General features: G+C 62.5%; 9 protein-coding genes. 4 read left to right on the forward strand and 5 right to left on the reverse strand.

From position 1 onward, the window contains the following. Positions 1–171: 171 nt before the first annotated feature. The 3 genes from prfB to C7I87_RS15145 all read right to left on the reverse strand — a co-directional run bounded on the left by prfB (position 172) and on the right by C7I87_RS15145 (position 5,345). Positions 172–1,303 (reverse strand): peptide chain release factor 2 gene (prfB, locus tag C7I87_RS15135; RefSeq protein WP_149904965.1). Its coding sequence is split into 2 segments (ribosomal slippage): positions 172–1,236 and positions 1,238–1,303, totalling 1,131 coding nucleotides; the frame shifts between segments, so codons are not numbered across the junction. A 122-nt stretch (positions 1,304–1,425) separates the two neighbouring features. After that, a complete protein-coding gene (locus tag C7I87_RS15140) occupies positions 1,426–3,870 on the reverse strand; it encodes a penicillin-binding protein 1A (protein ID WP_149904966.1) in 2,445 nt (814 codons plus the stop codon). 212 nt (positions 3,871–4,082) lie between these two features. Then, positions 4,083–5,345: an N-acetylmuramoyl-L-alanine amidase gene (locus C7I87_RS15145; protein WP_149904967.1), complete on the reverse strand. Its 1,263-nt coding sequence runs from the start codon at positions 5,343–5,345 to the stop codon at positions 4,083–4,085. A gap of 650 nt (positions 5,346–5,995) precedes the next feature. Here C7I87_RS15145 and C7I87_RS15150 point away from each other — a divergent pair. Continuing rightward, positions 5,996–8,941, forward strand: coding sequence for an Rne/Rng family ribonuclease (locus C7I87_RS15150; protein WP_149904968.1), 2,946 nt, complete (start codon positions 5,996–5,998; stop codon positions 8,939–8,941). Positions 8,942–9,035: 94 nt separating this feature from the next. Here C7I87_RS15150 and C7I87_RS15155 read toward each other — a convergent pair whose 3' ends face one another. Together C7I87_RS15155 and C7I87_RS15160 are read right to left on the reverse strand one after the other, a co-directional pair. Then, complete coding sequence (locus tag C7I87_RS15155) at positions 9,036–9,965, reverse strand: glutaminase (RefSeq protein ID WP_149904969.1); 930 nt, start codon at positions 9,963–9,965, stop codon at positions 9,036–9,038. Between the two features lie 4 nt (positions 9,966–9,969). Beyond that, positions 9,970–11,118, reverse strand: a complete 1,149-nt coding sequence (locus C7I87_RS15160) for a pyridoxal phosphate-dependent aminotransferase (protein ID WP_149904970.1) — start codon at positions 11,116–11,118, stop codon at positions 9,970–9,972. Between the two features lie 147 nt (positions 11,119–11,265). Here C7I87_RS15160 and C7I87_RS15165 point away from each other — a divergent pair, with 147 nt between their 5' ends. The 3 genes from C7I87_RS15165 to aroQ all read left to right on the forward strand — a co-directional run bounded on the left by C7I87_RS15165 (position 11,266) and on the right by aroQ (position 14,131). Beyond that, a complete protein-coding gene (locus C7I87_RS15165; RefSeq protein ID WP_149904971.1) occupies positions 11,266–12,660 on the forward strand; it encodes a M48 family metalloprotease in 1,395 nt (464 codons plus the stop codon). Positions 12,661–12,729: 69 nt separating this feature from the next. Further along, a complete protein-coding gene (locus C7I87_RS15170) occupies positions 12,730–13,551 on the forward strand; it encodes a DsbA family protein (RefSeq protein WP_149904972.1) in 822 nt (273 codons plus the stop codon). A gap of 145 nt (positions 13,552–13,696) precedes the next feature. Further along, positions 13,697–14,131, forward strand: a complete 435-nt coding sequence (aroQ, locus tag C7I87_RS15175) for a type II 3-dehydroquinate dehydratase (protein ID WP_027146847.1) — start codon at positions 13,697–13,699, stop codon at positions 14,129–14,131. Positions 14,132–14,150 lie beyond the last annotated feature (19 nt).

Genomic DNA, 14,150 nt, shown 5'->3' on the forward strand with positions numbered 1-14,150 from the left:
TTTTGGGGACAGGAAAAGCCCCAGCACAAGAGAAATACACCGAATCAGAAACCTTGCGATGAGCGCGAGCTTGTCGCGTGGCATCGTCCGAGCGCTTGAGGCCAAGCGGTCGCCGCACGACGATACGGCCGCTTTTTCGACGAGCTTGCGATCATTGCCTGCGCAAGCAGCCTAATCCAGGTCGGCCATCGCCTCACCCGCGCCGCCCTCGATGCGTTGCGACAGCGAGGCTTCCATGAAATCGTCGAGGTCGCCGTCAAGCACGCTCGACGGGCTAGTGCTTTCGACGCCGGTACGCAGATCCTTCACCAACTGATAGGGCTGCAGCACGTAGGAGCGTATCTGGTGACCCCAGCCGATATCGCTCTTCGATGCCTCGGTGGCGTTGGCGACCGCTTCGCGCTTCTTCAGCTCTTCCTCGTAGAGGCGCGAGCGCAGCATTTCCCAGGCCTTGGCCTTGTTCTTGTGCTGCGAGCGTTCTGCCTGGCAGGCGACCGCGATGCCGGTGGCGATATGGGTGATGCGCACGGCCGAATCGGTGGTGTTAACGTGCTGGCCGCCCGAGCCGGACGAACGATAGGTATCGATGCGCACGTCCGATTCGGAGACGTCGATCTCTATCCTGTCGTCGACGACAGGATAGACCCAGACGCTGGAGAAGGACGTATGGCGGCGCGCATTGCTGTCATAGGGCGAGATGCGCACCAGTCGGTGGACGCCGGATTCAGTCTTCAACCAGCCATAGGCATTATGGCCCTTGATCAGCAAGGTCGCGGACTTGATGCCGGCCTCTTCGCCGTCATGCACTTCCAGCACCTCGACCTTGAAGCGGCGGCGCTCGGCCCAGCGCGTGTACATTCGCAACAGCATCGAGGCCCAGTCCTGGCTTTCGGTACCGCCAGCGCCGGCATGGATTTCGAGATAGGTGTCGTTGGCGTCGGCCTCGCCCGAGAGCAACGTCTCGACCTGGCGGGCCTTGGCCTCGCCCTGCATCGAGCGGATCGCGGCTTCGGCCTCGGCGATGACGCCTTCGTCGCCCTCTTCCTCGCCCAGCTCGATCAGGCCGATATTGTCTTCCAGCGCCTGGGTCAGGCCCTTGACCGCCGCGATGCCCTCCTCAAGGCCCTGGCGTTCGCGCATCAGCTTCTGCGCTTCCAGCGGTTCGTTCCAGAGGCTGGCATCCTCGGCGCGAACATTCAGGTATTCAAGCCGCTTTATAGCCTGATCCCAGTCAAAGATGCCTCCTCAGCAGGGTTATCGCCTGCCTGATCTCATCGACAATATTCTGCGTTTCCGCGCGCATGGCCTGATATTTTGTCCTGTTGCTGAATGACGCTTCGGTCGGCGCGATACATAGGGACGGTGCCGCCATGTGTAAAGCGAAATGGGCCAGCTCGAGGCTGGCCCATTTCGGCGTATGGGCCGTCAGTAAAGACCGCCGCCGCCGTCCTGGATGGCCTGGTTGGCCTGCGGCGACAGCGCGCCGCCGGAGGCGTTGGAGCCGTCGGCGCCCATGCCGATCACCCAGTAGCTGTCGGCGGGGCCGGTGCCCGGCTTGAAGGCCTCGATGATGGTGCCGGGATCGCCCGAGGAGGCGCGCATGCCGGTCTTGCGGTTGATGGCGATCAGGTTCATGCCGTCGGGCACTTTGAAGTCGACATTGGGCGTGCCGTCCAGCGCCACGCGCATGAAATCCTTGAAGATCGGGGCGGCAAGACCGCCGCCGGTGGCGCCATGGCCAAGGCCGCGCGGCGTGTCGTAACCCATGTAGAGACCAACCACGAGGTTCGGCGTGAAACCGATGAACCAGGCGTCCTTCTCGTCGTTGGTGGTGCCGGTCTTGCCGGCGATGTGGCGACCAAGCTCGCCGATGGTGGCGCCGGTGCCGCGCTGGACAACGCCTTCCATCATCGAGGTGATCTGGTAGGCGGTCATCGGATCGAGCACCTGCTCGGAATTGTCGACCAGTTCCGGCTCCGGCTGATTCTTCCATTCAGGTGCGTTGCAGCCTTCGCAGCCACGCTCATCCTGCTTGAACACCGTCTTGCCGTAACGGTCCTGGATACGATCGATCAGCGACGGTTTGATCGACTTGCCGCCATTGGCCATGATCGAATAGGCCGAAACCATGCGCATCACCGTCGTCTCGCCGGAGCCCAACGCCATCGGCAGATATGGCGCCAGATGATCATAGACGCCGAAGCGCTCGGCATATTCGACGACCAGCTTCATGCCCATGTCATTGGCAAGCCGCACCGTCATCAGGTTGCGCGACTTCTCGATGCCGGAACGTAGCGTTGCCGGGCCGGCGACCGTGCCGTCATAATTCTTCGGCGTCCAGGTGGTGTTGCCGCTCTGGATGGTGATCGGTCCGTCCATGATCACCGAGGCCGGCGTATACCCATTGTCGAGCGCGGCCGAATAGACGATCGGCTTGAACGAGGAGCCCGGCTGGCGCATTGCCTGCGTAGCGCGGTTGAATTCCGATTGCGAATAGGAGAAACCGCCGACCATGGCCAACACGCGGCCGGTGTGCGGATCCATCGCGATCAGTCCGCCTTCCACCTCGGGAACCTGACGCAAGCTGTAGGCATTGTCGGAGCCGTCGTTCTTCTGGACGAAGATGACGTCGCCCGGCTTCAGCACGTCGGCCGGCGACTTGGCCTTGACCGTCTTGCCGTCGACCACATGGCGCATGGCAAAACCCATGTCTTCCTTGCTGACGGTGCCTTCGACGCGTTCCTTCACGATATCGCCCGACGCCTGGCGTGCGGGCTGCAGGCCGATCGACAGCCCGGACGCCGAACTGTCGAGCACGACGGCCAGCGACCACTCGGGAACGTCTTCCAGTCCCTTGACTGCACCTAATGGCACACCCCAGTCGCCGGAGACGTCGATCGCCTTCACTGGCCCGCGATAGCCGCGCAAAGTATCGTATTTCATCAATCCATTCTGCATTGCCTTGCGGGCAATGAGCTGGACCTTCGGATCGAGGGTGGTGCGAATCGACAGCCCGCCCTCATAGAGGGCGTTCTCGCCGTAGCGAGCGATGATCTGCCGACGAACCTCTTCCGTGAAATATTCGCCGGCGAAAAGGTAGGAGCCGGTGCGGCGCGGAGCTACGCCAAGCGGCTCGGCCTTCGCCTTCGCGCCCTCTTCGGGCGTCACGTAACCGTTTTCGACCATCTGGCCGATGACCCAGTTTCGCCGTTCGATTGCCCGGTCGGCGTGCTTGAAGGGATTGTAGTTGGCCGGACCTTTCGGGAGCGACGCCAGATAAGCGGCCTCGGCCACGGTCAGCTCGTTCACCGATTTGTCGAAGTAGGTCAGTGCGGCACCGGCGACACCATAGGCGTTGAAGCCGAAGAAAATCTCATTGAGATAGAGCTCAAGGATACGATCCTTGGAATAGGCCTGTTCAATGCGGAACGACAGGATGGCTTCCTTGACCTTGCGTTCCAGGGAGCGCTCGTTGGTGAGCAGGAAGTTCTTGGCCACCTGTTGGGTGATCGTCGAACCGCCCTGCATGGGGCCACCCGAAACGTAAGTGATAACAGCTCTGCCCAACCCCGTTATGTCGACACCGGGGTGGCTGTAGAAATTTTTGTCCTCCGCCGACAGGAAGGCAGCCTTGACGCGATCCGGGATGGCCTGGATCGGCAAATACAGGCGCCGCTCTCGTGCATACTCCGCCATCAGCGCGCCATCCGAGGCATGGATGCGGGTGGTCACCGGCGGCTCGTACTTGGCCAGCACTTCGTAGTCGGGCAGATCCTTTGCCACATGGCCGATGTAGAGGGCAACGCCCGCCGCGGCCAGAAGGGCTAGCGTCGTGCCGATGCCGAAGAAATAGCCAATGAGACGAATCATACCCGCTCCAGTCCTTGGTTCGGGAATTTCCTAAACGAAGCCGCCTTCCACGCAAGCTTTCGAGCCGGTCCCAATCCGCAATCGAAAACCCATGTCGCGATCATGTGGACAAAATACGGCAGGGTCGCGTTTCGCGGCCGCTACCCAGAAATAAAGCACCGGGTGTTGTCATGCCGCAACGCCGCCTGTGGTTGCAGGCGCCGCGACACATGTCAACCTCCGGTTCCAGGCCCGGCGCGCGCGGAAGCGAACAATGCGACGGCGTTGGTGATGCTTTGCGCTGCCTTGCCGCGCCACTCGGCGTCGAGCAGTTGCGCCTCGTCCTTGGCGTTGGAGAGATAGCCGAGCTCGACCAGCACGGACGGCACGTCTGGGGCCTTCAACACCTTGAATCCGGCCGAACGCTGCGGATTGTTGATAAGGCCGACGCTGGTCGAGAGCTGACCGACCAATGTGTGGGCAAAACTCATCGAGAAGGTGTGCGTCTCGCGGCGGATCAGGTCGATCAGGATATCGGTCACTTCCTTGTTGTCGTCCTTGATGACCATGCCGGCGAACTGGTCGGACAGGTTTTCACGGTCGGCAAGCGCCTGCGCTTCCGGGTCGGAAGCCTTGTCGGAGACCGTATAGACGGTGGCACCGCGGATGCCCTTGACGCTGATCGTGTCGGCATGAATGGAAATCAACAGATCGGCCTCATGCTGGCGGGCAATGCGGACGCGGTCGTCCAGGCGCAGATATTCATCGGTATCACGGGTCATGAAGACATCGTATTTGCCGATGGCCGCGAGCTTGTCGCGCAACTCCGTGGCAAAGGCCAGCGTGACGTTCTTCTCGATAGTGCCGTTCAAGCCCTCGGCGCCGCCGTCTATGCCGCCATGGCCGGGGTCAATGACGACGGTGAACCGGTGGCCCGGATTGGAGACAGGTCCCGTACCGACCCGGCCGCCCTTATCGGTCGAAACCGTGGAGCCGGTGGTCAGCGCCTGGTTGGCAAGGGCGGCGTCAAACTCACGTTCGGAGGCCGCCGACATGTCGATGGCAATGCGGTAGCCGGCTCCATCCTCGTTCTTGAGCACATCGAGCTTGTCGACGGCGAACGGCCCCTTACCGGTCAGGATCAGTCGCGAGACGCCCTCGCCGAGTTCGCCAAGCCGCACGCCCTTGACCAGGCCACGCGGTTTCAAATCCTTGGCATCGATGGCAAATCGGGTGTTCGCAAGATCGACGACAAGGCGGTTGGGCCCGCGCAGCAGGAACCATTTGATGTCAGGCTCGCGATCGAAATCGATGACGATGCGCATCTTGGTGGCATCGCCGGCCATCTTGTAGCCCTTCGCCACAAGCGGCGCGTCGGCGGCGTTGGCAACCGTGGAAAAGGCAGACGAAAACACCACCAGCCACACGAGACAGAAGGCAAGGAGAATCTGGCCGCCGACACGACATCCCTTGTCTGTGAAGTCCGCCAGTCCCATCTCTCTTCCAGTCGCTCCCGGTTTGGCGCCCCGCGCCCGTTCATTCCATCGAAGTGCCAGCCAGGCGAACTCGATTAACGATTGGTATCCAGAGAAGGTTAACCAAGCCTTTTCATGGAAGGATCGGAGCCCAGGCTTACGCTACGGAACTGCTTTTTGCCGGCATCGGAAATCGGGGTTGCCTTCCACCCCGCCAAATCATAAAAGCGATGGTGGATCACTGCAATCCTGGAACCGCCCTCCTCCGCAGCTTCCTGCTACAGGGTCAGATGAAAGGCGGCTCCTTTCGCTTCACGCGAAAAGGCTTCAGGTGATTGCGACGAATTTCGCAGGTGTGCTCCCGTGGCGGGGGAATCACCTGCGTGAGGAAAACGGCCGGGTTTGTTCCCGCGCCGGCTCTGTATGAGCAAACAAGCTGGTCCGGTTTCCGGGCTTTGGTTCAAAAGTTCTGCTGGTGACGATGGCTTCAAGCGCAATCATGGAAAGGTCCGCATCAAACCGCGCCAATATGGCTGCGGGCGGCACCGCCGTGACACGCAGGCACCGTCCGGCGGACGTTCAATTATCCGGCACCCACTCTCATCCAGACACACAGCAGCGGGCTTTGCCCCGCCAGCTGCGGCTGACGGCTGCCGGGGGGAAACGAAATAATGCCCAACAAAATGCTGATAGACGCCTCCCACCCGGAGGAAACACGCGTTGTCGTCGTACGCGGTAACCGTATCGAAGAATTCGACTTTGAATCTCAGGACAAGAAGCAGCTCAAAGGAAACATCTACCTCGCCCGCGTAACGCGCGTCGAACCCTCCCTTCAGGCAGCCTTTGTCGAATATGGCGGCAACCGTCACGGTTTTCTCGCCTTCAGTGAAATACATCCCGACTACTACCAGATTCCGGTCGCCGACCGTCAGGCACTGCTGCGCGCTGAAGCGCAGGAGGCCGAGGACGAAGAGAACGAGGACGGCGAAGGCGACGATCGCCAGAGCCGGGATCGTGGACGGCGCGGTCGCCGGCGCGGCGGCAAGACCCGCGACCGTGGTGAAGACAGGCGCGATGCCGGCACGGCCGATTCCGGCGAGGCAAACGAAGCCGCCGGCGAGGTTGACGAAAACAACGACAATGGCACGGATATCGTCGCCGAGGACATGTCCGACGTTTCCGGGGCCACGGAACACGCGGCGGATGCCTCGGAAGACGCCGGTGCACCCGAGCATGACAGTGCATCCGAAGATAACGAGGGTTCTTCCGAACAGGACGAAAGCGAGACCGGCGACGGCGGCCCCAAGTCGATCGCCGCCTCCGTCGAAGCCGATGTGATTTCCGAGCCTGCCCCGCAGGCGGAACAGGGCAGTGAAGCCACCTCCACCGACAATGATCGCGGCATGCTGGAGGAAGTATCCTCTTCCCATCCCGACGACCATGAGATCGAATCGGTCGGCGCCGAGGATGCGCTCGAGGAAGTGCGCAACCGCCGCAAGCCGGTGCGCCGCCAGTACAAGATCCAGGAAGTGATCAAGCGCCGGCAGATCCTGCTGGTGCAGGTCGTCAAGGAAGAGCGCGGCAACAAGGGCGCGGCGCTCACCACCTACCTGTCGCTTGCCGGCCGCTATTCGGTGTTGATGCCCAACACGGCGCGCGGCGGCGGCATTTCGCGCAAGATCACCAGCGCGGTCGACCGCAAGCGCCTCAAGGAGGTCGTCGCGGATCTCGAAGTGCCGCAGGGCATGGGGGTCATCCTGCGCACCGCCGGCGAGAGCCGCACCAAGGCCGAGATCAAGCGCGACTACGAATATCTGATGCGGCTGTGGGAGAACGTGCGCAATCTCACGCTTCAATCCACCGCCCCTGCCCTCGTCTACGAGGAAGGCAGCCTGATCAAGCGTTCGGTGCGCGACCTCTACAACAAGGACATCGACGAGATTCTTGTGTCCGGCGAGGAAGGCTATCGCGAGGCCAAGGACTTCATGCGCATGCTGATGCCGAGCCACGCCAAGGTGGTTCAGCCGTTCCGCGACACGACGCCGATCTTCGTGCGCAACGGCATCGAGGCGCAGCTCGACCGCATGCTGCAGCCGCAAGTGACGCTGAAGAGCGGCGGCTACATTATCATCAACCAGACCGAGGCGCTGGTCGCCATCGACGTCAATTCGGGCCGTTCCACCAAGGAGCACTCGATCGAGGACACCGCGCTTCACACCAATCTGGAAGCGGCCGAGGAAGTCGCCCGCCAGCTTCGGCTGCGCGACCTTGCCGGCCTGATCGTCATCGACTTCATCGACATGGAGGAGAACCGCAACAACCGCTCCGTCGAGAAGCGGCTGAAGGATCACCTCAAGAACGACAGGGCACGCATTCAGGTCGGCCGCATTTCGCATTTCGGCCTGATGGAGATGTCGCGTCAGCGCATCCGCGCCAGCGTGCTGGAATCGACCATGAAGCCGTGCCCGCATTGCGGCGGCACCGGCCATGTGCGCTCCGATTCGTCGGTCGCGCTGATGGTGGTGCGGGCGATCGAGGAATTCCTGCTCAAGGATTCGCGCAGCCACATCACGGTGCGCACGCCGGCCGCGACCGCGCTCTACGTGCTCAACCACAAGCGCGGCACGCTGGTGGAACTGGAAAGCCGCTTCGGCCTGACCGTCACCATCGAGGCCGACGATACGGTCGGCGCGCAGCACTATGCGATCTTCCGTGGCGCGCTGGCCGAAAAGCCGGAAGGTTTTGTCGAGGCGCGCAGCCTGCCGGCCTATGTCGAGCCGGAAGAGCCCGAGGACGAGATCGTCGTCGTCGAGGAGGAAGACGAAGCGCCGGCTCAGGCCGAACAGCCGCGTCATGCCCAGCAGGGTCAGCCGCAGCGGACAGCCGAGGATGGCGAAGGCCGCGACCGCAAACGCCGCAAGCGCCGCAGGCGGCGCGGCGGCAAGGATCGCGACCGCGAGCACGGCGCCCCAACGGACGGCGCTCCCGTCTCCACGTCCGATGACGGCTTCTCCGCATCGGAAAGCGGGACGGACCATGACGAGGCCGAGGCAGACGACGAGGCTGCGGTCGCCGCAACCGAGACTGTCGAAACGGCGGAAGCATCCGACGATGGCCAAGGCAAGAAGCGTCGGCGTGGCAAGCGCGGCGGCAAGCGCAACCGTCGCGAAGACGGTGAAGGCGAGATGATCGAGGCGGAAGCCGGTGAAACGACCGAGCCTGCCGAGGCTGACGCTTCGCTAAGCGAGCCCGTGTCGATCGAGCCGCTGGCTGTCGCTGCCGTCGAAGAACCGGCGGCTATCGTGAGCGACGAGGTGCCAAGCACCGAGAAGCCCAAGAAGCCGCGTCGCGCAGCCAAGCCGAAGAAGGCAGCCGTCGCCGAGGAGCCGACCGCGGAAGTGGCCGTGCAGGCGCCCGCCGAAACGCCAGCCACGGCATCGGACGAGGCAGCCGCCGCCGGGGAGACACCGAAAGCCCGGCCGTCACGCCGCAAGGTGGCAGCCGCCGACGCACCTGTCGTGCCGGTGGTTTCCTCGACCGTGGCCGATGAGCCGGAAGCCAAGACCGAAGAAAAGCCCAAGCGTGCCGGTTGGTGGCAGCGGAAAGGTTTTTTCTAAGCTTTTCAAATTCTTGAAATGATTTTCTGACAAAAGAATCCCGCGCCGATCGAAACGAACGGCGCGGGATTTTCATCTTCGGCAGTTCGTGGTCCTACGGCGCGAAGATCGACCAGTTCATTATTCTGGCGAGCTTTTCCAGCGCGATCGAACCTAACTTGGAATTGCCGTTGGCGTTGAGGCCGGGCGACCAGACGGCGAGCGAGGCGACACCCGGCACGATGCCCAATATGCCGCCGCCAACGCCGCTCTTGCCGGGAATACCGACGCGGAAGGCGAAATCGCCGGAGCCGTCATAGTGGCCGCAGGTCAGCATCATGGCGCCGATGCGCCGCGCCCGCTCCGCCGACACCACGGAATGCCCGGTTGCCGGATTCTTGCCGCCATTGGCAAGGAAGCGACCGGCCATGGCCAGTTGCCGGCAGCTCATGGCGATGGCGCAATGGTGGAAATAGACGCCCAACGCCAGTTCCGGCGCATGATTGAGATTGCCGAAGGATTTCATGTAGTTGGCAAGCGCGAAGTTGCGATAGCCGGTGGCGCGTTCGGAGGCCGCGACCTCGCGGTCGATAATGATTGTCTCGTCGTCGCAGAGGAACTGGACGAAGCGCAGGATCTCGCCGATCGCCTCGCGCGGCTGGTGGCCGGCAAGCAGGATGTCGGAAATGACGATAGCGCCGGCATTGATGAACGGGTTGCGCGGAATGCCGTTCTCATGCTCGAGCTGGACAATCGAGTTGAACGGGTTGCCGGAGGGCTCGCGCCCTACCCGCTTCCACAGCGCGTCGCCGACATTGCCGAGCGCCAGCGTCAAGGTGAACACCTTCGAGATGCTCTGGATCGAAAAAGCCTGGTCGGCATCGCCAGCCACCAGCGTGCGGCCGTCATTGGTAACGGCTGCGATACCGAACTTCTTCGGATCGACCTTGCCCAGTTGGGGAATATAGGTCGCGACATCGCCGCGATCGGTGCGTTCAGCCATCTCCGCCGCGACTTCCGCCAGCGCCTGTTCGAGCTCCGCCATGGCGCTACCTCAACCAGCGTTCGATGCGTGCCATCGCCTCGACCATGTCGTCGTGGCTGCCGGCATAGGAAAACCGCATCGTGCGATGGCCGGCGCGGGTGTCGAAGTCGCGGCCGGGCGTCGCCGCCACATGCGCCTCGGCCAGCATCTTGCGGGCAAAGGCCATGCTGTCATTGCTGTGCCGGGTGACATCGCAAAACGCATAGAAGGCGCCATCCATGGGCGCCGCCAGGGGAAAACCCAGCTCTGGGAGACGTTTCATCAGAAGCTCGCGGTTCCAGGCATAGCGCCGCTTCACCGCCTCCAATTCCTCCGTTGCGGCAAAGGCCTCGATCGCCGCGATCTGCGACAGCTCAGGCGGCGAGATGTAGAGGCTCTGGGCGATACGCTCGACCGGCCGCACGAGTTCTTCCGGCAACACCATCCAGCCGATGCGCCAGCCGGTCATGCAGTAGTATTTCGAGAAGGAGTTGATCACCGTCACGCTGTTGCTGAAGGCGAGTGCGGTGGTGTCAGGGGCGCCATAGGCCAGCCGATGATAGATCTCATCGGAAATGACGGCGATGCCGAGGGAGTGCGCCGTGGTGACCAGGGTCGCCAGCCCATCGGCCGGTATGACAGCGCCGGTCGGATTGGCCGGACTTGCAAACAGCACGCCCTTCAACGGCTTCTCGCGATGCGCGGCCTCCAGATGGCCGGCATGCAGGTAAGCCGCATCGCCGAGCTCGATTTCGACCACGTCAATGCCAAGGGCTGCCATGATGTTGCGATAGGCGGGGTAGCCGGGCGCAGCGATGGCGACCCGATCGCCCGGATCGAACATCGCCAGGAAGGCGAGATTGAAGGCCGCCGACGATCCGGTGGTCACCGCGATCCGGCCAGGGTCGATATCGAGGCCATAATGATCGGCGTAATGCCCCGCGATCGCCTTGCGCAGCGAGGCCAGACCCAAGGTGTCGGTATAGCCTATGCGTCCATGCTCCAGCGCCTTGGCCGCGGCGGCGCGAACCCGTACAGGCGCCGGATCGGATGGCTGGCCGACCGCCATGGAAATCACCGGTATACCCAGAGCCTTCAGCCGGTTCGCTTCGGCCAACACATCCATGGCGTGGAACGGCTCGACATTGCCGCGATGGGAGAGCGAAACGACCATTTTTACCCCTGTCCCGAGGATTGAGCGCGCCAGGTCCTGACGCATGCGCCGCACAAATGCCCGATTGATCTGAGGATCACAAGTTGAGGAAGTTTTTCAGGTGCCGACTTTTCATCTTTCGCCCGCTCGTCTACCAGTGGACACATTATGTTGAGCCGATCCAGATCGACGATTGCCGAGGCAGCGCGTGTCTTCGCGACGATCTCGCTTGCCGCCGCAGTCGCGGTGGCCGGTTCGGTGACCGCCTTCGCCCAGGGCGTGCCGGTGGTTCGCGACGCCGAGATCGAATCTCTGGTGCGCGATTATGCACGGCCGATCTTCAGGGCGGCAGGGCTGGCGAATGACGGCATCGACATCGTACTGGTCAACGATTCCAGCTTCAACGCCTTCGTCACCGGGCGCCGTCTGTTCATCAACACCGGCGCGCTGATGACGGCTGAGACCCCGAACGAAATCATCGGCGTCATCGCGCACGAGGCCGGGCATATCGCCGGCGGCCACCAGCAGAAACTGCGCGACCAGCTCGAACGCGCCAAGACCATGGCCATCATCGCCACCTTGCTTGGCGCCGGCGCCATCGTTGCCGGTGCGACCACCAACAGCCGCGGTCTTGCCGGCGCCGGCATGGGCGTGGCGGCTGGCGGCGGCGAGATGGCGCAGCGCAGCATCGTCGCCTATCAGCGCACCGAGGAAATCACGGCCGACCGCTCGGCCATCACCTATCTCAATGCCACCGGCCAGTCCGGCATGGGCATGCTGAAGACCTTCCACCGCTTCCAGTCGGCACTGTCGCTGTCGGGCGCGCAGGTCGATCCTTACCGGATCAGCCATCCGATGCCGCAGGACCGCATCGCCAACCTCGAAGTGCTGGTCAAGCAGAGCCCCAATGTCGACAAGATCGACGCACCGACGCTGCAGCAGCGCCACGACATGATGCGAGTTAAGATTGCCGTGTATATGGACGGCCAGGCCGCCGCTGCGCGGCTGATGCAAAAGATGCGGGGCAGCATGGCGGCGCAATATGGCGATGCCCAGTCGACCTATCTCTACGGCAACATCGCCGCGGCGCTCACCAAGACCAACGCCCTGATCAAGGCGCAGCCCAAGAACGCCTACTTCCAAGAACTGCGCGGCGATATATTGATGAAAGCGAACAAGCCCGAGGATGCGGCCGACGCTTATTCCAAAGCGGTCAGCCTCGATCCGGCACGGTCCGGCCTGCTGCCTGTCTCGCTTGGCCAGGCGCTGATGGCGGTCGGCACGCCCGATTCGCTCAAGGAAGCTGTCATGCAGATCAACAATGGCCTGGCGCGCGACAAGGAGAATTCCACCGGATATCGTTATCTGGCGCAGGCTTACGGCGAGCTGGGAGACATACCGGGGGCCGAGCTCGCCACCGCCGAAGGCCATTTTTATTCCGGGAACTACAAGGATGCGAAGATCTTCGCCATGCGGGCGCAACAGCAGATGAAGCGCGGCGAGCCGCGCTGGATACGCGCCCAGGACATCATAAACTACAAATCGTCAGGCAAGAGCCAGTAATCTCATGAACCTTCCGGCCGTGTGCTGTGACACAGCCAGACCGGAAAACAGGCAGAAGGAACGAGAACGATGAAAAAGGCACTGCTGCTGGGCACCACGGGGGTTGCGGTCGCCCTTGCCATGCTGGCTTTCGGTTTCGTGGCCGGTAGTCCGCAGGTTGCGAAGGCCGGTACGGCACAGCCTGTCCAGACGGCTCGGCCTGTCCAGACGGCCGTGGCCGATACCAAAATCGACCGCACCGAGGTCGAGGGAATCATCCGCGACTATCTCCTGAAGAATCCGGAAGTGCTGCTCGAAGTGCAGGATGCCCTCGAGGCCAAGCAGAAGGAGGAACAGCGCCTCGCGGCACTCGGTGTCATCAAGAACGCCAAGGATCAGATCTTCAACTCCACCTTCGACGGCGTCGTCGGCAATCCGAAGGGCAAAGTCACGATCGTCGAGTTCTACGACTACAATTGCGGCTTCTGCAAACGCGCCATCGAGGACATGCGGGCCCTGACCAAGTCCGATCCGGATCTGCGTTTCGTGCTCAAGGAATTCCCGATCCTCGGCCCGGATTCGCAGAAGGCCAGCGTCGTTTCGATGGCGTTCCACCTGATGATGCCGGAGAAGTACGGCGAATTCCACAATGCGCTGCTCGGCGGCCAGGGGCGCGCCACCGAGGCAATGGCGATCAAGATCGCGCTTTCGCTCGGCGCCGACGAGGCGACGCTGCGCGAGAAGATGAAGGACCCGTCGATCCCCGAGGCCTTCTCCAAGACTTACGATCTTGCCAACAAGCTGCAGATCACCGGAACCCCTTCCTACGTCGTCGGCAACGAGGTCGTGTTCGGGGCGCTCGGGCAGGAAGTGCTTGCCGAAAAGATCGAGGCGGTGAAAGCCGCGCTTTGACCGGCGGGCGGTTTTCTTCACGGGCGCATTTCGGCCTGTTGTGGACAGTGAAAGAACGTACTTGCGCTCTTTCCGCGAGCGACTATGCCCGGTATAGAGGCCCAGCGCGCCGGCTTGACGCCGGCGCCGGAAAAGGTCGGCTTTCTTGAAAACGGTTTTCGTCCTGAACGGTCCCAATCTCAACGCGCTCGGCAAGCGCGAGCCGGGCATCTATGGCGGCAAGACGCTCGCGGCAATCGCCGACGACTGCAAGCAGGCAGGCAAATCGCTTGGGATCGAGATCGATTTTCGCCAGTCGAACCATGAAGGCGATCTTGTCGACTGGATCCAGGAAGCCGGCGACAAAGCAGCCGGCATCGTAATCAATCCAGGCGCCTACAGCCATACCTCGATCGCCATCCACGACGCCATCCGCTCAATCGCGCCGCTGCCGGTCGCCGAAGTTCATCTTTCCAACATCCACGCGCGGGAACCGTTCCGCCACGTCTCCATGGTCGCGCCGGTCGCTGTCGGCATGATCTGTGGCTTTGGGCCGCTCGGCTACACGCTGGCGCTGCAGGCGCTGGCCGCACGCCTATGACCGGCCAACAAACAGAAGG

The organism is Mesorhizobium sp. SARCC-RB16n (assembly GCF_008520305.1).
Classification (GTDB): domain Bacteria; phylum Pseudomonadota; class Alphaproteobacteria; order Rhizobiales; family Rhizobiaceae; genus Mesorhizobium.

Bases quoted from the DNA above. Each gene is read 5' to 3' on its own strand.
- C7I87_RS15140 (WP_149904966.1), bottom strand. From the start codon at position 3,870: ATGATTCGTCTCATTGGCTATTTCTTCGGCATCGGCACGACGCTAGCC.
- C7I87_RS15170 (WP_149904972.1), top strand. From the start codon at position 12,730: ATGAAAAAGGCACTGCTGCTGGGCACCACGGGGGTTGCGGTCGCCCTT.
- C7I87_RS15145 (WP_149904967.1), bottom strand. From the start codon at position 5,345: ATGGGACTGGCGGACTTCACAGACAAGGGATGTCGTGTCGGCGGCCAG.
- C7I87_RS15150 (WP_149904968.1), top strand. From the start codon at position 5,996: ATGCCCAACAAAATGCTGATAGACGCCTCCCACCCGGAGGAAACACGC.
- C7I87_RS15155 (WP_149904969.1), bottom strand. From the start codon at position 9,965: ATGGCGGAGCTCGAACAGGCGCTGGCGGAAGTCGCGGCGGAGATGGCT.
- C7I87_RS15165 (WP_149904971.1), top strand. From the start codon at position 11,266: ATGTTGAGCCGATCCAGATCGACGATTGCCGAGGCAGCGCGTGTCTTC.
- C7I87_RS15160 (WP_149904970.1), bottom strand. From the start codon at position 11,118: ATGGTCGTTTCGCTCTCCCATCGCGGCAATGTCGAGCCGTTCCACGCC.